This is a genomic window from Kordia aestuariivivens (assembly GCF_014397005.1).
Taxonomy (GTDB): domain Bacteria; phylum Bacteroidota; class Bacteroidia; order Flavobacteriales; family Flavobacteriaceae; genus Kordia; species Kordia aestuariivivens.
This window is the reverse complement of sequence record NZ_JACGWS010000005.1, coordinates 169,287-190,277: the sequence shown is the minus strand read 5'-3', so window position 1 is coordinate 190,277 and position 20,991 is coordinate 169,287. Positions and strand designations below refer to the sequence as shown.

Genomic DNA, 20,991 nt, shown 5'->3' with positions numbered 1-20,991 from the left:
CTTTTAAAACTGTTGATCTTTAGAAAGTTTTTCATTAAGCCAAATTAATCCTTCCTCTATATACTTAGGTACTTTTAACTTCTCAGGGTCAGCTAGAAAAAGTAAATCTAGTGCAAAAGCAGCTTTGTCTCCTGAAGCGCTATTTCTTAATGTTTCATAGATATCATTTTCAAAGCTTTCAACTGGACTGTCATTTATAACTTTTTTGAATTTTTTTATTAACCTTAGCCCCTTTAGTGACTTAAAGTAATTTATATTATCATATACAAGTGAATCCTCAAAACTAGTAGCATAAACATTTGTCTCTTTCTTATCTTTATTTACGGTAATTTTTTGAGGAATTTGAAATGCAACCTTAACAAGCTCATCTTTTGTTACTTTTAATTTAGAATCTAAATCCATTAGAGAATCTATTGATTTAATCTTTGGAACCCATTTAGAAATAGTACTATTACCAGTTTCGTACCCTTTACTTTTTTTAGGTAAAACAGACTTTCTATTATCTTTTGGGTTAATTGGGTCGAGGTCAGTTATAATAAGAGTTAAAACTCCTAAATCCTCGATTAAAGATTTAAGTTTATGTGCATGACTTCCAGCAATTTCAACTAATGATAAATAAGATTTAGATAAGTCTTTATGGTGATGATTAATGAAATGCGGTATTAACATTCTTTCTGCAGAGCCTTCAATAAGTACAACAGCATCTGCAAAAAAGAGGTCACAATGTGTAGTTTTTAAATATCGAATAGCAAATTTTGTTGTTGCATCTTCATCACCAAAAGTTTTTGATAAATTAATTACTCTAGAAGTCGCAACATCTTTATTTGAAGACAATAACCGTTTAAAATATCTCAAACAAATAAAATCTACTTCATGGGCAATATGGTTTGAATGTGTACTAACCACTAATTGAGTTGTGAACTGTTTATTCTTACCTAATTCCTTATGAGCCCTCAGTATGTCGTATGCTTTGTTTATGAATACTTGTTGCACTTGTGCATGTAAATGAGCTTCAGGTTCTTCTATTAGAACCAAATGCAAAGGTTCAAATATCTCATCTTCATCTTCGTTTTTAGATTTTTTTCCAACTTTCATCCATTCATCTCTAAACCTAATGAGTTCAAACACCATTGATATCAAGTTTTGATAACCTAATCCATTAGTTTGTTCTGGCAGAGAAAGCAGTGTCTTTTTTCCATCTTTATCTTTCATTATCTCAAACTGAATAGCAGAATCATGACTGATTCCATCCAGTGGTGAAATTGAACTCGAGATTGTAATGTTTGGGTTTCCAAACCCAGGATAATTCAAATCACCTAGTTCTAATAATGATGGTGCAAAACTTGTTTTTAATTTATCATCAAAAGCTTTCGTTGCATTATCAATTGCGCTTAGTGCATCTAAATCATCTTCAGTCGGTTTATCTTCAGGACTAAGGTGCTGACTATAATAATCTCTAAACTGAGTTGAAAGAGGTTTTAAACCATTATGATCATTTGAAAAACCTCTTTGAGCATTTATCGTACTAACTTTTATTAACCCTTTAAATGAGTTTTTATCAATAGGGACACTTTTTAATGATAACTCTTGAGGTACTTGATTTTGACTTTTTAAGTCTCCGACTTTTGAAGGGTCTAGTATATATGATTTAATAGTAAACAGTTTTGATAACTTTAACTTATGGTCTAAGAATGTCCATATATCTTTTGGCCACAATTCTAGCTCTCCTTTTGACTTCCCTTTAAGTTTAATAGCTGCATCAAAATCATTTTTGAATTCTAAAAATAAGGTTTCTAAATTTGTAGGTTCATACCTTAATCGAATACCTAATAGCCCACTTTTCCAATCTAAAGTTGGTATTAAGTGATGAACATAATGAAGTTCTTTATCATTTACATTTAGCCATAAATCAATTTGAGGTAGAAAATTTGCTAAATCTATTAATTGCTTTTGCCAATATTCTTCATTTTTATTATCATCAGAAAGCCACTTTTTAGCAAGGTTATTAATTTCAAGCCAATTGTCGAGAGTAAAATCACGAGTCGTAAACTTATTTTTTTCAGTTAAAAAAAATGAAAGTGAATCCATAGCGGAAGTCTTACCACTATTATTAGGTCCAACAAAAATAGTTTGCTTTTTGCCTATATCAATGTGACAAGTTTTAAGTTTTCTGAAATTTTGAATGTCAATAAAATTAATTTCCATTTTTTAGTATAATATTAAGCTTTTACTAAAAAAATACATGTAGCAAATAAGCTTATGCTCTTTTAGTTAATTATCGGTTAAATCAAATATACAGCATTTTAACAAGTAACACTTTACGGAAAACCGTAACTAACTGAAATTTGGAAAGAATAATCTCAATGTTAGATATTATCATCTTGCTCTAATTTGAGAAATAAGAGCTAATAAATAATATATGCAAAATAGAATTTTAGATTCCTGCCTGCGCAGGAATTAAACAACCTCACTCTCAAAAACAACATTCCCCGCCAAAGTCTTATGCACAGGGCATTTTGCTGCAATCTCTTTCAAGCGTTGTTTTTGTTCGTCGGTAAGATTTCCAACAAACTTTAACTTCTTTGTAATGAAATCAATACGTGTGGGTTTTTCCATCGGAATGTTTAATTCGGTATTCTTCTTTTTACTGTGCGATATATAAACAAATACTTCTTGTAAATCCCATTGTTTTCGATCGGCGTACATTTTTAAAGTCATGGTAGTACATGCTGCCAAACCTGCATATAAATATTGGTATGGCGAAGGTCCAAAATCGTCGCCACCAACAGAAATAGGTTCATCGGCAATCATATCATGGTTTTTAGTTTGAATGTTTGTAGTGAAATTATCTTCCATCAAATTCAAATGACCCACCAATTGTTCGCCTTCGGTGTCTAACATTTGGTTTTCTAACTTCGGGAAATAACGTTCCACCCAAGTTCCAATCATATTTCCAGCATAGCGACTGTCACGAATGTCGGTTAACAAATGATCTGCGTTGTCCAAAGACACAAAGCTTTTCGGATGATGTGCGTTTACGTATAACTCTTTCGCATTATCAATTCCAACAATGGCATCAATCGGCGAATGTAGAATTAATAAGGGTTTTCGTAAGTTTTTGACAATTTTTGGCAAGTCTGTCTTATCAAAATCAGACACAAATTCTTTATTAATAGAAAAAGGTCTACCGCCAATATTGACTTGCACGTTCTCGTTTTCAGGAATTTCATGAGCGCCATGCGAAAACAAGTGTTTTACATGACTCACATTTGCAGGCGCGCCAATCGTAGCCACTGCTTTTATATCATTCAATTGTGAAGCTGCAACCAATACTGCAGCGCCACCAAGTGAATGTCCGACCAACAAACACGGTGCTTCGTAATTGTCTTTCATGTATTGCTGAACCGCTAATAAATCAGACACATTTCCTGAAAAGTGACTTTCTGCAAATTCGCCTTCACTTCGACCCAAACCTGTAAAATCGAAACGAACCACACCAAAACCATGCGTTGTGAGCATTCTACTAATATTCTTTACCGCATTTAATGTACTGCTACATGTAAAACAATGCGCAAATATGGCGTAGTAATTCGGTTTTTGATTCGCTGGTAATTCTAAAAATGCGCTGAGTTTATGACCTTGTGGGTTTGCTATTTGGAGTTTTGTGCTTTTCATTTATTGGTGTTTTATACTAAAATTTTATTAGAACTTGATTTGACTGTGTTCAGAAATAATGAGCTAGCAAACGGAATTGCGAAGCGTAGCTTCAAGCATGCAGTTTAGCTAGTGAATGGTGCGCAGCAATTTCCTATACACAGGCTTGATTTTTTGGTTCGTTTTTTATCAAGAAAAAATGAACGTAAAAGGTATTTTTATTTCTTTTTAATTAACGAAAATTCAATTTATATGATTTTGGTTTCAAAGTATTCTCGATAGCTACGCTCAGTATTTTCAATCAAAATGTATTTTAATTTCAATAATGCTTGAACTGAAAACCGTCAACTGAGAACTGTCAACTGAAACCTAAAAACCATCAACCCGAATTTAGTCGATTATAATCAAAAGACTTACAATGACAAAAAATCACTTGAGCTGAAGTATTATTTCTGAGACCTGAAAACCGTCAACTGAAAACTATCAAGAACTACACGACAACATAGAACAACCTACTTTATTTCGCGCCCATTCGGGACGTTTTGCGTACCATTTTTCAAATTCTGGTTGTTCATTGTACGGACGTTTTAAAACTTCGTATAATTCGTTTAAAACTTCGTAATTTCCTTTGTCTGCTGCGTCAATAGCGAGTTGCGCCATGTAATTTCGCAATACAAATTTCGGATTCACTTCATACATTTTAAATTTTCGTGTTTCGTCTCTATCGCTTTCTTCTTGCAAACGATCGATGTATTTGGTAAACCAAGTCGTCCAAGCGTCCGTTGTTGCACCTGCCAAGCCTATAGGTTTGTAGAACGATTTGTGTATTTTTTGAAAAGCTTCTTGTGGGGTATTTTTCTTTTGGATGCGTGGTAATTCACGGAAGAAAATGGTCATATCGGTTTCAGTCAATTGTAGATTTTGCTCTAAATCTTCAATGAGTTGTTCGTCGCCCGTTTTTATTTCGGCGAGACCGATTTTTTTAAACATCATTTCCACATATTTCTTGTCAAAATTAGTTTGATAACTTTCTAAAATAGCTTCCAATGGTTTTGCGTCTTCTATCAATGGAAATAGTGCATTTGCCAACTGAACTAAGTTCCAAAGCACAATGCCTGGTTGATTTCCAAACGCATAGCGATGATGTTGACTGTCGGTTGTATTTGGTGTCCAATTTGGATCATAACCTTCTAACCAACCGTAAGGTCCGTAATCAATGGTTAATCCAAGAATGGACATATTATCGGTATTCATCACACCATGTACAAATCCGACACGTTGCCAATGCAAGACCATTTCTAGCGATGCATTGACTACTTTTTGAAAGAATGCAATATATTTTTCTTTTCCTTCCGTTTGAATGTCTTTGTGGAAATGGCGAATTGTATAATCAGTTAAATTTTGAAGATTCTTTATGTCTTTTCGAGCTGTTAAGAGTTGAAAGTTCCCGAAGCGAATGAAACTCGGTGCCACTCTACACACGACTGCACCTTTTTCATAATCCTGGTTTCCATCATACATCATATCGCGCAACACTTCATCTCCCGTTAGTGCTAATGATAATGATCGTGTTGTCGGAACGCCTAAATAATGCATGGCTTCACTGCATAAATGTTCGCGAATGGAAGATCGTAAAACCGCCAAACCGTCCGCAGTTCTTGAATACGGCGTCTCTCCTGCTCCTTTGAGTTGCAATGCCCACGGTTTTCCATTCACACGAATTTCAGCCAAATTGATCGCGCGTCCGTCGCCCAATTGTCCTGCCCAATGTCCAAATTGATGTCCGCCATAACACATTGCGTACGGTGCCGTTTTTGGATAGACTGTTTTTCCTGTAAATACGTTTAAGAATTCTTCAGAAGTCGTATCACGCTCTAATTCGAGCATTTCGGCTACTTCATCCGCTACATGAATTATTTTTGGGTTTGAAGGAATTCGTGGTGTAACATACGAATAACAGGCTTCAAATACTTTTCGAGGCGTATTATTTTTGTTTGGATCTGCGGGTAATTCTTTATTGAACGTATCTTTTATGTTGAGTTTCATCTGTTGCAATTTCTTTTTTTAGTGTCGAATAAATGGTTTGACACTATTTTCTTTTATAGAAACGTAAAGATACCAATTATTCTTTTGAACATAGGATGCGGTTTGTGTGAGAGTTTGTTAGTTTTGCAGATGATTTTATACGAAGACGATTTTGTAATTGCGGTGGCAAAACCCAATAATATGTTGGTGCATCATTCGTTGATGGCGCGAAATCAGTCTGATGAACAAACCTTGGTGAGTTTGCTTCAAGAAAAGTATGAAAAACAATATTTCCCGATTCATCGGTTGGATAGAAAGACTTCAGGAATTGTGCTTTGCGCGAAAGAGAAAGCCTTTGTAGCGCCATTTCAAGCGTTGTTTACGTCAGATCAGATTCAAAAAGTGTATTATGGCATTGTGAGAGGATTTCCGCCTAAAAGTGGCGTTATTGATTCTCCTGTAAAAGGTCGTGATGCGAAAGTGCATAAAACGGCATTGACACATTTTGAAACCGTTGCGAATGTAACTCTGCCAATTCCGGTACAACCGTTTCCAGAATCGCGGTATAGTTTGATAAAGTTACTTCCAAAAACGGGTCGCATGCATCAATTGCGTGTACATTTAAACAAAATAAATCATCCATTAATTGGCGATCCAAAATACGGCGATCGATTTCACAATCGAATGTTTCAAACTGAATTTAAAATGTCAAACTTATTTTTACACGCTACTTCTCTATCGTTTCAGCATCCTTTTTTAGAAAAAGCAATTGTTATTAATTGTCCTTTCCCAAAAGATTGGCAAGAGATTGCTAAACGATTTAAATGGAATTTGCCATAAGAGAAACTATTCTACCAATTTAATTTGTAAAAAGAAGTTTTTATCTGCAGAATAGTCTGTTTTATTGGCAATTTTTGGTGCACCATCTACGCCTGCTTCACAGGTAACATCAATTGCTGCTTGCGTTGTTTCTGGTCCATATTCTATCCATGTAATTGTCCCTGATGCAGGATCGTACGTTACATTTCTAGCTGCATTGAAGTGATCGTGAGATCCGGTTGAATGAACATCCGCTTGAGCAGTACGGCTCCATGATTGACACGCTTCGCCAGTGGTGAAAATGAGATCTTTATTTGTGTCTGTATAGGTGGTTCCGTTTATAAGAAATACGCCAACGGTAATCGTAGCCGGAGTTGTTGGTTCTGAATCATCATCTGAACAACCAAAAATGAGGAGTGTTGTTGCTAAAAATAAAAATTTGAAATTATGCAAATACGTTTTTGGGGAAAAGTTGTTTCTCATATTGGTTTGTTACTATAGTTTGGCTAAATATATGAAATATTTCCTTCTAGCATGTAGAAGTCTAATGGATCATTAATTTGTTTTGGGTAACAGAACATGATACTTTAAACTTCATAATAGTATTAATCATAAAAATCATTTGATATGAAAAAAAAGAATTTAAAGAATTTACAACTGAACAAAAACGTAGTTAGTAATTTCAAGAATCGCAGCCTTTCTGGTGGCGCAGCTATAACTGCTGATGTAAAAGATTGTCCTGACAATACACTAGCCGATGGCTGTAAAACACTTGGCGCATGCCCTTATGAACCTATATCACAAACCGAATTGTTTGTAGATTGTTGTACTATAATATAAGTATAAGTGGTAAAGCGAGTTTTGGCTCGCTTTACGCTTCTTTTTTATTCTACTCTTAAATTATAGAATGTCTATTGAAATCTTTAGTTTTGTGACTTAAAGATTTTTGAATGGCAATAGTTTCTGCATTAGGCTTAATTATTATTACCTGTATCGTAATTTGGCGTGCGTGTGATGGCTTTGAAATGGCTTCCGATTTTTTAGGAAAAAACATGAAAGATGGCGTTAAAGGTGCTACGATTAATGCGATTGGAAGTAGTTTACCCGAATTGTTTACGACCTTGTTTTTCTTGTTTGTATTGAAAGATAGCGATGGTTTTTCTGGAGGTGTGGGTACGACTGCTGGAAGTGCCGTTTTTAATGCAATGATTATTCCCGCAGTGGTCATTATGGCTGTGATTGGAAAAGGAATTGTGAGTAGAATTAAAGTGTCTAAAAAAGTCATTAAACGTGATGGAATTTCGCTTATACTATGTGAAATTGTATTGATATTGTTGATTACAGTCACCGAATTAGATTGGTATCACGGTTTAACATTGATGCTTTTGTATGTGGTTTATATTGTATATATGCTATCGACACAAGGTCGGGGAATTGTAGCTAACGGCTACGAAGCTGAAGCTAATGGTGGAAACCGAACTATTGCTTTTTTTAAAGGTGATTTGGCAACGACTGTCTTAGGTGATAAAAGAATAAATTTAAAAAGAGCATGGATTTTAATGTTGCTTTCCGTGTTTTTTATTGCAATTGCCTGTTATTGGCTTGTAGAAGCTTGTGAACAATTTGGACAAGCCATCGGAATGCCAATTTACTTTGTGTCCGTAGTCTTAGCTTCTGCCGCTACCAGTGTTCCTGACACGATTATTTCATGGAAAGATGCGATGAAAGGAAACTATGATGATGCCGTAGCCAACGCATTAGGAAGTAATATTTTTGATATTTGCTTTGCACTCGGTTTCCCGTTATTCCTTTTTACGTTGATTTACGGTCCTATTTATATGAGTCCTGAAACCTTGGAAAATGTTGGGCAATTGCGTGTGCTATTGTTGCTTATTACAATTGTAGCTTTCTTTATTTACTTGGTTCCCAAAACCATTCGGAAGTCGCATGGATATTTATTAATTACACTGTATGCACTTTTTGTAATGTATATTGTTTTGAAAGGAATGGATAGTGATTTAGGCGCAGTTAGAAGTATTTCTGATTCACTTTCAAGTATTTCTAATTTCTTTGGCAATCTATTCTAAACGTATATAGCTTCTATTGACTATTAGATTTTATTAAAAAAGCGAGCCGAAACTCGCTTGATATCTTAAGGTATTTTATTAACTAAAAGATACCGGACAACACAACTCATTACTTGCTGCATATCCTGGCAAACAGGGTCTTGGCGGTGCTACAGATTTTCGGTAACACCCATTTCCTCCTCTTCCGCCTTGCAACGAAGTTTGTGCTATTTTACTTAGTTTTTCAGTTCCATTTACATTTAAAATGTCTTTTAACATAATTAATAGTTTTTAAATTAATAATGAAACGAAAATAGGCTGTGAATTGAAGCTATACTAGGAAAGCATCCTTCGGTTTATAAACGAAAGGCAGTATTGATATGTAGAAATATGGCACGAAATCAAGGTGAAAAAAAGCGAGCCGAAACTCGCTTGATACTCATTATGCAATTGTACATTGACAAGAATAATCATCAACCGTATCTGCACACCAAGTTGTACAAAATGTTGTCGGCGGTGGAACGTTAATAATAACTGTTGTTTTTCCTCCTGTTACTTCGTCTTGCATTAATGCAGAAATCGATCTTTTATTCAAAGACATTTTCTTTAAGCTCTTACTTTTCATAATGATACTTTTTGTGATTAATTATTCTCTAATTTACTTGTAAGCTATTTTAAAAAAAAATTATTCATCCATCAAAAAATAGTTTTGTTCTCGTAATTTATGAATTTCGAGTATGAAGGATTATTCATTAAATGATGAAACACAGTAGTTTTCATTATATTTTTTGGTATCACTTTTGATGTTAACATTTCATTAACATTAAAACCGAATTATTATGAAAATGTCCAGAAATACCATTTCCGGCGTAAATGCAGGCTCTATGGCCGATATTGCGTTTCTATTATTGATCTTTTTTTTAGTAACGACTACGTTCGAAGAAGACGAAGGAATTAAAAGTGTGATTCCCAAACCTTGTCCCGTTGGTGTAGATTGCAGCTCGGATGTTGCAAAAAAGAACATTTTTACCATTCAATTGAACAGAAATAACGAATTGATGGCAAACAACGAAACGATTACTATTGAGGAACTTCGTGAAAATGTAAAAGCTTTTATTGACAATAATGGCGATGAATCGTGTGATTATTGCAATGGAGTAAAAAAAGAAACCCTATCAGATAATCCTCAGAAAGCTATTATTTCAATTCATACTGATCGAGAGGCTTCGTACGATCGTTATATTGGTGTTCAAAACGAATTGACTGGCGCATATTACGAATTGCGTGAGGAATTGAGCAAAACAAAATTCAATAAAAGTGTGGATAATTTAACCGAAGAAGAATTGAAAATTTTACAAGATTCGTATCCGTTTCGGATTTCTGAAGCTGATGTGAAATAATAAGAAAAAGCCCGATACATGATATGTATCGGGCTTTTTAGTATGATTAATTGTTTGATCTCTATTGTCTAATAAATTTCTTGGTTAGTGTTTTGTTTCCATCTGAAACTTCAATGAAATACACACCTGATTGTAATTTATCTACATTTATTTGATTGCTTTCTGTGCCAGCTAATACCGCTTGTCCGTACAAGTTGATAATTCTGTATGCTGTTACGTTTCCGCGATCTAATTTGATATTTAGGATGTTTCCACGAACAGGATTCGGGAACAGCGTTAATGTGTTTGCCATACCAAAGTCCGTTACTGTTGCATCATCTGGATTTTTTGTTTGTGTACTTTCTTGACGTGCTGCTAATGCTGTTTTTAATACAATATTGTCAATAGCAATATCTGCTTGCCAAGTACTTCCAGTAATTCTGTTGAAACGCAATTGTACGCTTCCTCCAACATATTGAGAAATATCAAGAATAACGTTGAACCAACTATTTCCTTTATTTCCAGATTCGCTCCATAAAGTTGTCCACGACAATCCGTTGTCGTTACTTGCTTCTACTGCTATTGTTCCCATATCTGCTGCTCCAAACATGTGATAGCTAAAGCTGAATTCAGCACTAATTTCATTTGTTAAATCATAACAAGGAGAATTAATCACAGCTTGTTTGTTAGGATAACCAGTTCCATTTCCAGATGCTTCAACGAAAATGTAGAAATTTCCAGCTGCTGCGTTTGAAGGTCCAGTTCCACTTGATGGTGTTCCGTTTGCATCAACAGTCCAATTGATATCATCCGCTGTAGATTGTGTCCAATCGCCCAATGTATTCTCATAGCTTTGTGCATACGGATAACTTCCAATTCCACCAGAACAACCTTCTACTATAACTTCTTCATCTGTTAAACTCACATTGTCAATAGCAATATCTGCTTGCCAAGTACTTCCAGTAATTCTGTTGAATCGTAGCTGTATATTACTTCCTGTATATCCTGAAATATCTATGATTGCTGTTTGCCATGCATTTCCTTGATTTCCTGTTTGATTCCAGATTGCTGCCCAAGTTGCTCCGTCATCTTCACTAATTTCAACAGCTAAACTTCCCATATCAGTTCCGTACATGTGATAGTTAAAACTGAAAGTCGCTTCCGTCAACGCACCAAGATCAAAACATGGCGATGTTAAAATTGCTTGTTTGTCAGGATACCCAGTTCCATTACCAGAAGCTTCTACATATATATAAAAGTTTCCTTCAATTGCACTCGTTGGTCCAGTTCCATTTGATGGTGTTCCGTCTGCATCTAGTGTCCAATCAATATCATCTGCTGAAGATTGTGTCCATCCGCCAAGCGTATTTTCAAAACCTTCTGTATACGGAAATGTGTTGATTCCGTTGTTACAACCGATACTTACTTCATTTACATTTACCGTACGCACCACTTCAATTGCTGCATTTCCTGCTGCATCGCTAACATTGTAACGAACTGAGTATGTTCCCGCGGAAGCGGTATTCACCGTTCCACTAATGATAATGTTTGGCGTTAGGTTTCCATCTAGATTATCCGTTGCTGTTGCGCCTGATTCTGTGTAACTGTCGCCAACATTCAAGTTGATCGTTGCGTTTCCGTTTAAAGTAATTACAGGGATTATAGTATCTGCGATAACATTTACCGTGCGCACCACTTCGATTGCTGCGTTTCCTGCTGCATCATTTACATTGTAACGAACTGAGTATGTTCCCGCGGAAGCTGTATTTACAATTCCTGAAATAATAATGTTTGGCGTTATGTTTCCGTCTAGATTATCTGTTGCTGTTGCGCCTGATTCTGTATAACTGTCGCCAACATTTAAGTTGAGCGTTGCGTTTCCGTTTAAAGTAATTACAGGAATCGTAGTATCTGCGAATACATTTACAGTACGCGTCACTTCAATTGCGGCATTTCCTGCTGCATCGCTTACATTATAACGAACTGTGTATGTTCCCGCGGAAGCGGTATTCACCGTTCCACTAATGATGATATTTGACGTAATGTTTCCATCTAAGTTATCCGTTGCTGTTGCTCCAGATTCAGTATAACTGTCGCCAACATTCAAGTTGATTGTTGCGTTTCCGTTTAAAGTAATTACAGGAATTGTAGTATTTGCGATAACATTTACCGTGCGCACCACTTCGATTGCCGCGTTTCCTGCGGAATCATTTACATTATATCGAACTGTGTATGTTCCCGCGGAAGCGGTATTCACCGTTCCACTAATGATGATATTTGACGTAATGTTTCCATCTAAGTTATCTGTTGCCGTTGCACCTAGTTCTGTGTAGAAATCACCAATATTCAAGTTGATACTAGCATTTCCGTTTAAAGTAATTACAGGGATTATAGTATCTGCGATTACATTTACCGTACGAACCACTTCAATTGCGGCATTTCCTGCTGAATCATTTACATTGTAACGAACTGTGTATGTTCCCGCGGAAGTGGTATTTACATTTCCACTAATGATAATACTTGACGTTAAGTTTCCGTCTAGATTATCTGTTGCTGTTGCGCCAGATTCTGTATAACTGTCGCCAACATTCAAGTTGATCGTTGTGTTTCCGTTGAGCGTAATTACAGGGATTATAGTATCTGCAAGCACATTTATAGTACGTACAACTTCGATTGCGGCGTTTCCTGCTGAATCATTTACGTTATAGCTAACTAAGTATGTTCCAGCCACAGCTGTATTTACGTTTCCTGAAATAATAATGTTTGGTGTTATGTTTCCGTCTAAGTTATCTGTTGCCGTTGCACCTAGTTCTGTGTAGAAATCACCAATATTCAAGTTGATACTAGCATTTCCGTTTAAAGTAATTACAGGGATTATAGTATCTGCGATAACATTTACCGTGCGCACCACTTCAATTGCTGCGTTTCCTGCTGCATCATTTACATTGTAACGAACTGTGTACGTTCCAGCGACAGCTGTATTTACATTTGCACTAATGATAATGTTTGGTGTTAAGTTTCCGTCTAAGTTATCTGTTGCCGTTGCACCTAATTCTGTATAACTGTCTCCAACATTCAAGTTGATTGTTGCGTTTCCGTTGAGTGTAATGACTGGAATTGTAGTATCTGCGATAACGTTTACCGTACGAACGACTTCGATTGCGGCGTTTCCTGCTGCATCATTTACATTGTAACGAACTGAGTACGTTCCCGCGGAAGCGGTATTCACCGTTCCACTAATGATGATATTTGACGTAATGTTTCCATCTAAGTTATCTGTTGCTGTTGCTCCAGATTCAGTATAACTATCACCAACATTTAAGTTGATCGTTGCGTTTCCGTTGAGTGTAATTACTGGAATTATAGTATCTGCAAGCACATTTATAGTACGTACAACTTCTATTGCGGCGTTTCCTGCTGAATCATTTACGTTATAGCTAACTAAGTATGTTCCAGCCACAGCTGTATTTACGTTTCCTGAAATAATAATGTTTGGTGTTATGTTTCCGTCTAAGTTATCTGTTGCCGTTGCACCTAGTTCTGTGTAGAAATCACCAACATTCAAGTTGATTGTAGCGTTTCCGTTTAAAGTAATTACAGGAATTGTAGTGTCAGCGATTACATTTACCGTGCGCACCACTTCGATTGCTGCGTTTCCTGCTGCATCACTAACATTGTAACGAACTGTGTATGTTCCCGCGGAAGCGGTATTTACACTTCCACTAATAATGATGTTCGGTGTTAAGTTTCCGTCTAAGTTATCTGTTGCTGTTGCGCCTGATTCTGTATAACTGTCGCCAACATTTAGGTTGATTGTTGCGTTTCCGTTGAGTGTAATGACTGGAATTGTAGTGTCTGCAAGTACAGTTATTGTTCGAACGACTTCAATTGCTGCGTTTCCTGCTGCATCGCTAACATTGTAACGAACTGTGTATGTTCCAGCGGAAGCGGTATTCACCGTTCCACTAATGATAATACTTGACGTTAAGTTTCCGTCTAAGTTATCTGTTGCTGTTGCTCCAGATTCAGTATAACTATCACCAACATTTAGGTTGATCGTTGCGTTTCCGTTGAGTGTGATGATTGGTGCTGTCGTATCTGGATCAGCAGATATGATGTTTACCGTATAATCTTCAACTTCTCCATACGTAAATGTTTCGCATACCGTTGGAATTGCATTGTATTTCATAGAAACACGCATTCTGGTTGCTCCATCAGTTGCCGTTGCAGGAATTGTAAATGTTCCGCTTACTGGAGTTGCTTGCGTATTTCCTTGCGTCCAAACTTGTTCTCCAACATCCGTAAAATCTCCATCTTTGTTATAGTCAATCCAAACTGAATAAGCTTCATTGTATACTGTTCCTGTCCAAGTTGGCGTTACCGTAATGGTATGTTGTTCATTTTTTATTAAATCTGTACTTATATTTGTGAAATCTGAATAAAAACGTGCGTCAGAAGCATTATCAATAGCTCCCAATTGTACTCTACTTATGAATTCATCATTGACATTGGTACTTGCAGATGCACAGTAGTTTAACGGAACGATGTTTTCAAGTGTCGTTATTGTTACTTCATTACTTGATGCGGATTCGTTTCCAGCTGCATCAAGAGCTGTCATCCTAAATGTGTAGGTTGTGTTTGGCGATAAACCTGTTACCGCATAGTTGGTTAGCGTACTCGCTTCTCGAAATGTTCCGTTTTGATATACATTGTAATTAACAACATTTATATTATCTAGCGAACTACTCCAAGATAAGTCAGTAGTAGTTTCGGTAGTGTTTGATGCTATTAGGTTTGCAGGTATTGTTGGTGCTTCGAGATCTGGTGTTGCTATATTTACGATTGTGATATTTTGATTGCTTGAGAAATATCCGCATGTTCCAACCGAATAGGTTACTGTGTAATTCCCAGGTAATGAACTTGATGCATTTATTTCTCCAGTGGTAGCATTGATGACTAATCCCGCTGGCGCAGCAAATGTTCCGCCATTGACGCCTGAAATTGTTGGCGATGGATTGGTATCGCTGAGTGCATAGCTATTTGCAGCGTATGAAAATTGTGCGTAGTTGTTGTAATGTGTATTGATAAATTCTAATAGAACTGCCGCATAGTCTTTTGCAAAAGGAACTAAGGTTTGTGGTCTTGTATCGTATACTTGACCGTTGTAGGTTCCTAAATCACGCACACGTCTGTTGACTTCTGTCATGATTCCGTCTATGTTTCCAGCGCCACCAGTTCCGTCACTTGTACCACTACCCGATCCGTGTCTGCGATTGTTATAGAAATCTCCATCAAAGTATGCGTTTCCATTTGGTCGTGTATCATCACAGGTTCCGCCACCATTGTTAGTTGCACTTGGTACAGCTCTGTATCCGTTGGTTCCGTTTTGTCCGCAACCAGGATAGTTTTGATTTGCGTAGAATGTTCCTGCGGCATTTTGAAATAGTTCACCTATACTACTGTCTCCACGAATGAGTTCTTCATGGGTAAAGCTGTTTAGGTTGTTTGTTACTAAGTTTCTAATCGTAGATTTGTTGATAATGTTTGTAGCGTTTAAATCCGATGCGTTTAGTTCGGCAGCCGTAATATTGTATCCAGCTTCTATTCTAGGAACTGAGTGACTTTGTCCGTGCAAGTCAATGTATACACCTTTTCCCCAATTTGATTCAACTGAAGCACTCGCTTGATCGAGAAATCCGTGAAAAGCATTCCAATGGTCTGTTGCATTTGAGTTTCCGCAAGTAGCTTCGTTTATTTCACGATTTGGATCTAGTTTTGATCTGTGCAAATTGTTAATGATTACATGCGCATAACAACCAGTAAGGGCAAATATTTCTTTTTGAATTTCACGAATTAAGATATCTGTATTGTCGTCACGTTCATTGGTTCCACAACTACGATCGGGTAATGAACTGTCATTGTCTGGATAGAAAACACCTCCAATAGTTTGTCCTGATTGTTTTACGCCTCCGTGTGGCGCAGATATGATGATTGGTAAATTCCCTGGAATGTATTCAATGTAGTTACGTGTGTCTCCTGAAGTTTGTTCGTAAAAGATGGATACGCCTGGTGTTTGTGCATTTAAATAGGAAGCAAAAAGGCATAGCACAACAAGGTGTAAAATTTTTTTCATAGTTTTTTAATCATTAGGTTAAGTTCAAAAGATTGCTTTGGGACAAGTAATCTGTTAAATCCATTTTATGTTGTTTAAATAGACATTTTGGGGCGTAAAATGTGTATTTCTTGGCTATTTTTAATAGTAGTATAAAACTAGTTTCATTTGATGCCATCTCTAGCGTATTAAGTCGACTGCACATAAAAGATCGTTTAAACGTTATTTTTCATCGTTGAAATGCTTATTTTTTGTTCAAATCAAACTAAAATCATTAAAAGTTAAGAATAAAGACCTTGTTTAAAATATAATTTACTTTATATTAAATAAGGTATTCACGCACAAACAATCTTATTTAATCTACTAAGTATTTATGTGAGAATAATATTCACAAAAAAAGGACGCTATTATATATAGCGTCCTAGTCAAGAAAGTTTTTAGTATGTTGTTATGCTTTTAAAACATCCACGTGAAACATTGGGTTTTTATTGAATTGTTTCCAGTCTTTATCTAAAGCGGTATATAAATCGTCTATTTCTTTCGTTTGTTCATCAGAAAGTTTCACTTGTTTACTTTTTTTAAGTTTAATGATATAGTCCATCAAAGTATAACACGTTGTGAATTGACCACACGCTATTAACGTATCCATACGATCTTTTGCAATATCATTTTTGTCCCACCAAAGTGTAGTTGGTGTTTCAGAAGCTATTAAGGCTGTGCTTTCTAATAATTTTGATGGTTGTGTCGTAATTCCTTTATTGAATGGTCCTTTTCCATATACAGTTTTAGCGCCATTTAATTGATATACGGTAGATGTAACGGATCTGAATTCGCATCCTTTTGAAAAGTATAAAAACTTATAATTTAAGCGTCGTATTTGTTTTAGAAAGATATCATTTACCATAATTACGGTAGTACTTATACGTTCTGTTAACATGCGTTGTACCAAATCTAAACGCAATTTTCGAAAGCTTAATACATCATCTACTAGCGGAGCTGGAACATTTTTCTTAAACATAGACGAAACCCAATTGATTGCGATACCTTTGATGATTCCTGCTACAATTCCAAAAATGGTGAGTAAGATTCCAATTCCTGTAATGATTCCACCAACGATGTATAATGCCGGCCATGACTGTCCTTTGATAATTTCTAAAGAATTTAAAACCATCATTAGGATTCCAACTACTAATAAAATCCAATATAAAGGCTTTACACTAAAATAGCTTAGTATTTTTGAAAGACCACTTTTTACCGTTGTACCTTCATAAATAGCTTTTGGTTCTGGTTGCCATGGATCCATTTTATAACTTGCTACATCACTTACTATGATTAAATCTAGTTCGCGCTTTATTTTTTCCTCTTTTTCTATACCATCATCACCTTTTACTTTGTGTACTTCTCTTCTTCGCTCACTAATGTTAATCATGCTTCCAATTCCTTGATTGTCAGCAATTCCACCATCCATAATTCCGACACCATCGCTAAAAATCTCTAAACTTTTTAACGCTTTGTAATCAACACTTTGTTGATCCTTTATATAATCATCAGGAAATACTAAGGGTTCAAAACCTAATGGAAAACAGGAAGATGATGCAACTATATCCGCTAATGGTATTTCATTTGATATTTTATTAAGTTGTGAATTATTTAAAGGCTTGTTTGCAAACATTCCTGTGTTTTGAAAACGAAACGCCAATCCATACGAAAACTCAGTCGCGTTGAAACACATATATTTTAAATGTGACTTAGTTGGTAGTTTTTCAAATGTTTTAAAATCTCCTTTGTAAATGTCCATATCTGCATAGGTCAACGCAAATGCATTGATCAGCGATCTTTTTTTGTGTGGATTTTTCTTCCAAACTTCATCATTGCTCAATTTAGCAATTGCTGTTTGGAGGAGTTTATCATTTTCAGCTTCAAACGCCTTATAAAAATCGGAAAAGAATTTTTTAAATTCATAATCATTTTTTATCGCTGCTTTTGAGTATGCAACACCAAATAGTGTTCCTCCACTTACAGTACTAATTGCTTCTACTTTTTTTACTAAAGCTGCATTTTTATACTGTATTTTTTCTAAATAGGAAACGACTCCTAGTGAGAAGAATGTTGCTCGGTAACCTCCACCACTAAAGCAAAGTCCGATACTTTCAAATGGAATAAAATCTTCTTGCATGATGCGTATTGTTTACGTTGTTATTGTTAGTTAATTCTATACTTCTTGGCTACAAAATGTTTGAGAAAGCTTCTCAAATATAAGGATTTAACTTTAGATGTTGGTATGTTGGTATGTTGGTATGTTGGTATGTTGGTATGTTGGTATGTTGGTATGTTGGTATGTTGGTATGTTGGTATGTTGGTATGTTGAAAATACAAAAACTAATAAACCTTAAACTATTAAACTAAATAAACAAGGAAAACCAACCTAATGATTTTCCTTGTCTTGAATTTACTATAGCGTTGTTAGTATATAGTTGGCATTCAAATTTTAAATATTTATTTTATTGCTACATCTGGTGCTGTCAATCCGCCCCAAATTGCTTTCATTTTGACAATACTCTTCGTCGCTTTCATTTCTTCCAGAATGTTGTTGACTGAGTTGTATGCGGAGTCTAACGCGCCAACAATCCAACCATGATGTACAGAGCAGCATTCGCCTGCAATGTTTAATGCGCCATCAAATTCAGGCGTTAATAGTGTTGGATATAGGTTTTTGAATTGTCCCGGATTGAATAATGCAAAAGCGCCACCGCCTGCATGTTGATCCCAAAACCATGTTTTTGTTGTGACTCCATCATTATAACCTGCGTAGTAATCGTAAATATTTATTTCTGGATACATAAATTGTATTCCTTTTAAACATTCGTTTACACGTTGTTGATCGGTTAATGCGCCCATGCGTTCTGCATCTTGTGCCCATGAATAGACTTGTAAAACTCCTTTTTCTGCGTCAAATCCGTACGATGGATATACTATTTGTCGGTTAGATCGATCACTTGCAGAAACCCCTAATCCTACTTCGTATTGACGATTTTCTCCTATTTCTTTCCAGAATTGTTTGTTGAACGTAATAAACGCCTTAAATGCTGGCATATAGTTACATTCACGCAGTGCACGTGCTTTTGCAAATGATAAGTCATCAAAGAAGTTTGTTTTCTTTTGTCCGCTTAAATACGCACCATTTGGCAACGTACTAATTACATACGCATATTCTTTTGTCAGTTCTTCTTTTTGTCCGTCATGCTTATGCTCAATTTCTAAGCGCATTCCTCCTTTGTTATCATATAATTTTTCATCATAAACTGCCTGAATTACTTTATGATTCATGAATACACGTTTCTTTTTCTTTGAAACGTCAGGGTTTGTATTGGCAGTTCCTTTTGGATCTGCTGGCGGAACAGTTGATGGCGGTTCAGCATCTTCTGTTAGGTTTGGTGGTGAGTATCCATATTCGTTGTTTTGCCCTTTCGCCATTCCTATTAAGACTTGTGCTAAGCGTCCATCATCGGCAGTGACTCCATTTTCAAGATTTAATACGGTACGACATGCATCTGGAAAGTGTTGCATTCCTTCGTTCATCGTGATCATATAGATATTTGGATCTGTTCGATCGTACGAATTTTTACTTCCGTCCCAATCGTACACCGCAATCACCATTTCTACAAAAGAAACACTGTACATTCCTGTTCCTACATTGGTAGTTTCTAAGTAACTCGCAATGTTGAAGGATAGATTTTCGCAGGGTGCGCCCATTGCTGGATCGTAATATTCTTCTAAATCCGCCAGCGTAAATACGTTTGTCAAGTATGCCCACATGGAATAGTTGTCATAACGCATCAATTTGGCAAATCCGGTTTCAAATGATTTGTTGATCGCATCAATGAAAGGTCCGTTTACTTTGTCGAGAATTATATTAATTGGCAAGTATTTGTTACCGTTTTCATCTGTTTTTTCAGTTACCCAAACTTCCTTTATATCACCGCCTTCATTTCTTCCAAAGTTCAATGAGTTTAAACTTGCTCCTTTGGCGAAGATTGGTTTTTTCATATTGTTATAACGCAAACGCTGATAGTCAGAATTGTAATAGAATTTACGCCAACGCAACATTTTATCCGTCATTTCATTTCGTTCCAATACATAGTTTAGCGATAACGCCAAGTGTTGTACTGGCAACATATCATCTGAGAATTGCGGAACACGCATGCCTCCTACTTCACCGTATAATCCTTTGTTTACGTCACTTTTCGGATCGTAATCAGCCGAATACCAGGTATCAATTCGTCCACCAACACGGTCAGAAGCTTCAAAGATTTCAAATTCAATTCCGAGTGATTGTAATATGAGTCCGGCATACAATCCTGCAAATCCGCCGCCGATGATTCCCACGAGTGGTTTTTTGTCAGCAGGATCAGCAACTTCAATGATTTGTTTTTTGATCAATCCGATTTTATCGGTTTTTGATCGTTGTTTTAGTAAGGTTTCTTTGTAGTCGTCACCATGATTTTTGATGATATAATCGGAAAATGCTTTTCGTACAGATCCTTTGGTTTTTTTACCTTTATCTGAAGATTTATTCCCCGGATGAAATGAAAGATAACTCATGTGTTTTTGGTTTAGAGGTTGTTGATTAACAATATGTAGTGCATCAAGATACAGCTACAAAAGTTAGTGTCAAAACTAAGCATCTTCTGAGGGAAGTGCAATGGGGATTTATACGTGATTTTCTTAGTTAGACTTCTTGGGTTGTTGGACGTGTTAGACTGGTTAGACTATTAGACTTCTTGGACATGTTAGATTGATCGTCAAACTGAACTTGATTCAGTTTCACATAAAGTTGCTAAATAATAGCTGATTGATATGTTTTGATCATGTTGCGTAATTACGAGCCTTTTCGACTCCGTTCAAGACGAACTTTAGCGAAGTAATCTGTTTATTG

At 36.1% G+C, this 20,991-nt stretch carries 13 protein-coding genes; 4 read left to right on the top strand and 9 right to left on the bottom strand.

What is annotated here, in order from left to right:
- Positions 1–3: 3 nt before the first annotated feature.
- From H2O64_RS09975 to H2O64_RS09965, 3 genes are all read right to left on the bottom strand, one after another.
- Positions 4–2,205: an ATP-dependent endonuclease gene (locus H2O64_RS09975; RefSeq protein WP_187562046.1), complete on the bottom strand. Its 2,202-nt coding sequence runs from the start codon at positions 2,203–2,205 to the stop codon at positions 4–6.
- Between the two features lie 252 nt (positions 2,206–2,457).
- Positions 2,458–3,675, bottom strand: coding sequence for a bifunctional alpha/beta hydrolase/OsmC family protein (locus H2O64_RS09970; protein WP_187562045.1), 1,218 nt, complete (start codon positions 3,673–3,675; stop codon positions 2,458–2,460).
- Between the two features lie 462 nt (positions 3,676–4,137).
- On the bottom strand, positions 4,138–5,700 hold the full coding sequence (locus H2O64_RS09965) for a protein adenylyltransferase SelO (RefSeq protein ID WP_187562044.1): 1,563 nt from the start codon (positions 5,698–5,700) through the stop codon (positions 4,138–4,140).
- Between the two features lie 129 nt (positions 5,701–5,829).
- Between H2O64_RS09965 and H2O64_RS09960 the strand changes: the two genes are divergently transcribed.
- The gene (locus H2O64_RS09960) at positions 5,830–6,519 is read left to right on the top strand and encodes a pseudouridine synthase (RefSeq protein ID WP_187562043.1); all 690 of its coding nucleotides are present in this window, start codon (positions 5,830–5,832) and stop codon (positions 6,517–6,519) included.
- A gap of 6 nt (positions 6,520–6,525) precedes the next feature.
- Here H2O64_RS09960 and H2O64_RS09955 read toward each other — a convergent pair whose 3' ends face one another.
- A complete protein-coding gene (locus H2O64_RS09955) occupies positions 6,526–6,981 on the bottom strand; it encodes a hypothetical protein (RefSeq protein ID WP_187562042.1) in 456 nt (151 codons plus the stop codon).
- 144 nt (positions 6,982–7,125) lie between these two features.
- Between H2O64_RS09955 and H2O64_RS09950 the strand changes: the two genes are divergently transcribed.
- Together H2O64_RS09950 and H2O64_RS09945 are read left to right on the top strand one after the other, a co-directional pair.
- Positions 7,126–7,338 carry a hypothetical protein gene (locus tag H2O64_RS09950; protein ID WP_187562041.1) on the top strand — a complete coding sequence of 71 codons (213 nt, stop codon included), beginning with the start codon at positions 7,126–7,128 and terminating at the stop codon, positions 7,336–7,338.
- A 110-nt stretch (positions 7,339–7,448) separates the two neighbouring features.
- Positions 7,449–8,585, top strand: coding sequence for a sodium:calcium antiporter (locus H2O64_RS09945; protein WP_187562040.1), 1,137 nt, complete (start codon positions 7,449–7,451; stop codon positions 8,583–8,585).
- Positions 8,586–8,663: 78 nt separating this feature from the next.
- Here the strand turns inward: H2O64_RS09945 and H2O64_RS09940 are convergent, their stop codons facing one another.
- Positions 8,664–8,843 carry a hypothetical protein gene (locus H2O64_RS09940; RefSeq protein WP_187562039.1) on the bottom strand — a complete coding sequence of 60 codons (180 nt, stop codon included), beginning with the start codon at positions 8,841–8,843 and terminating at the stop codon, positions 8,664–8,666.
- 163 nt (positions 8,844–9,006) lie between these two features.
- The gene (locus H2O64_RS09935) at positions 9,007–9,189 is read right to left on the bottom strand and encodes a hypothetical protein (protein ID WP_187562038.1); all 183 of its coding nucleotides are present in this window, start codon (positions 9,187–9,189) and stop codon (positions 9,007–9,009) included.
- A 214-nt stretch (positions 9,190–9,403) separates the two neighbouring features.
- Between H2O64_RS09935 and H2O64_RS09930 the strand changes: the two genes are divergently transcribed.
- Entirely contained in the window at positions 9,404–9,964 is a 561-nt protein-coding gene (locus H2O64_RS09930) for an ExbD/TolR family protein (protein WP_235982830.1), read from the top strand.
- A gap of 61 nt (positions 9,965–10,025) precedes the next feature.
- Here the strand turns inward: H2O64_RS09930 and H2O64_RS09925 are convergent, their stop codons facing one another.
- From H2O64_RS09925 to H2O64_RS09915, 3 genes are all read right to left on the bottom strand, one after another.
- Positions 10,026–16,076, bottom strand: coding sequence for an immunoglobulin-like domain-containing protein (locus H2O64_RS09925; protein ID WP_187562037.1), 6,051 nt, complete (start codon positions 16,074–16,076; stop codon positions 10,026–10,028).
- Positions 16,077–16,503: 427 nt separating this feature from the next.
- Positions 16,504–18,231 carry a patatin-like phospholipase family protein gene (locus H2O64_RS09920; RefSeq protein ID WP_187562036.1) on the bottom strand — a complete coding sequence of 576 codons (1,728 nt, stop codon included), beginning with the start codon at positions 18,229–18,231 and terminating at the stop codon, positions 16,504–16,506.
- A gap of 320 nt (positions 18,232–18,551) precedes the next feature.
- Complete coding sequence (locus H2O64_RS09915; protein WP_187562035.1) at positions 18,552–20,657, bottom strand: flavin monoamine oxidase family protein; 2,106 nt, start codon at positions 20,655–20,657, stop codon at positions 18,552–18,554.
- Positions 20,658–20,991 lie beyond the last annotated feature (334 nt).

Coding starts and splice junctions, on each gene's coding strand:
- H2O64_RS09965 (WP_187562044.1), bottom strand. CDS start 5,700: ATGAAACTCAACATAAAAGATACGTTCAATAAAGAATTACCCGCAGAT.
- H2O64_RS09955 (WP_187562042.1), bottom strand. CDS start 6,981: ATGAGAAACAACTTTTCCCCAAAAACGTATTTGCATAATTTCAAATTT.
- H2O64_RS09950 (WP_187562041.1), top strand. CDS start 7,126: ATGAAAAAAAAGAATTTAAAGAATTTACAACTGAACAAAAACGTAGTT.
- H2O64_RS09915 (WP_187562035.1), bottom strand. CDS start 20,657: ATGAGTTATCTTTCATTTCATCCGGGGAATAAATCTTCAGATAAAGGT.
- H2O64_RS09925 (WP_187562037.1), bottom strand. CDS start 16,076: ATGAAAAAAATTTTACACCTTGTTGTGCTATGCCTTTTTGCTTCCTAT.
- H2O64_RS09935 (WP_187562038.1), bottom strand. CDS start 9,189: ATGAAAAGTAAGAGCTTAAAGAAAATGTCTTTGAATAAAAGATCGATT.
- H2O64_RS09945 (WP_187562040.1), top strand. CDS start 7,449: ATGGCAATAGTTTCTGCATTAGGCTTAATTATTATTACCTGTATCGTA.
- H2O64_RS09940 (WP_187562039.1), bottom strand. CDS start 8,843: ATGTTAAAAGACATTTTAAATGTAAATGGAACTGAAAAACTAAGTAAA.
- H2O64_RS09960 (WP_187562043.1), top strand. CDS start 5,830: ATGATTTTATACGAAGACGATTTTGTAATTGCGGTGGCAAAACCCAAT.
- H2O64_RS09970 (WP_187562045.1), bottom strand. CDS start 3,675: ATGAAAAGCACAAAACTCCAAATAGCAAACCCACAAGGTCATAAACTC.
- H2O64_RS09920 (WP_187562036.1), bottom strand. CDS start 18,231: ATGCAAGAAGATTTTATTCCATTTGAAAGTATCGGACTTTGCTTTAGT.
- H2O64_RS09975 (WP_187562046.1), bottom strand. CDS start 2,205: ATGGAAATTAATTTTATTGACATTCAAAATTTCAGAAAACTTAAAACT.
- H2O64_RS09930 (WP_235982830.1), top strand. CDS start 9,404: ATGAAAATGTCCAGAAATACCATTTCCGGCGTAAATGCAGGCTCTATG.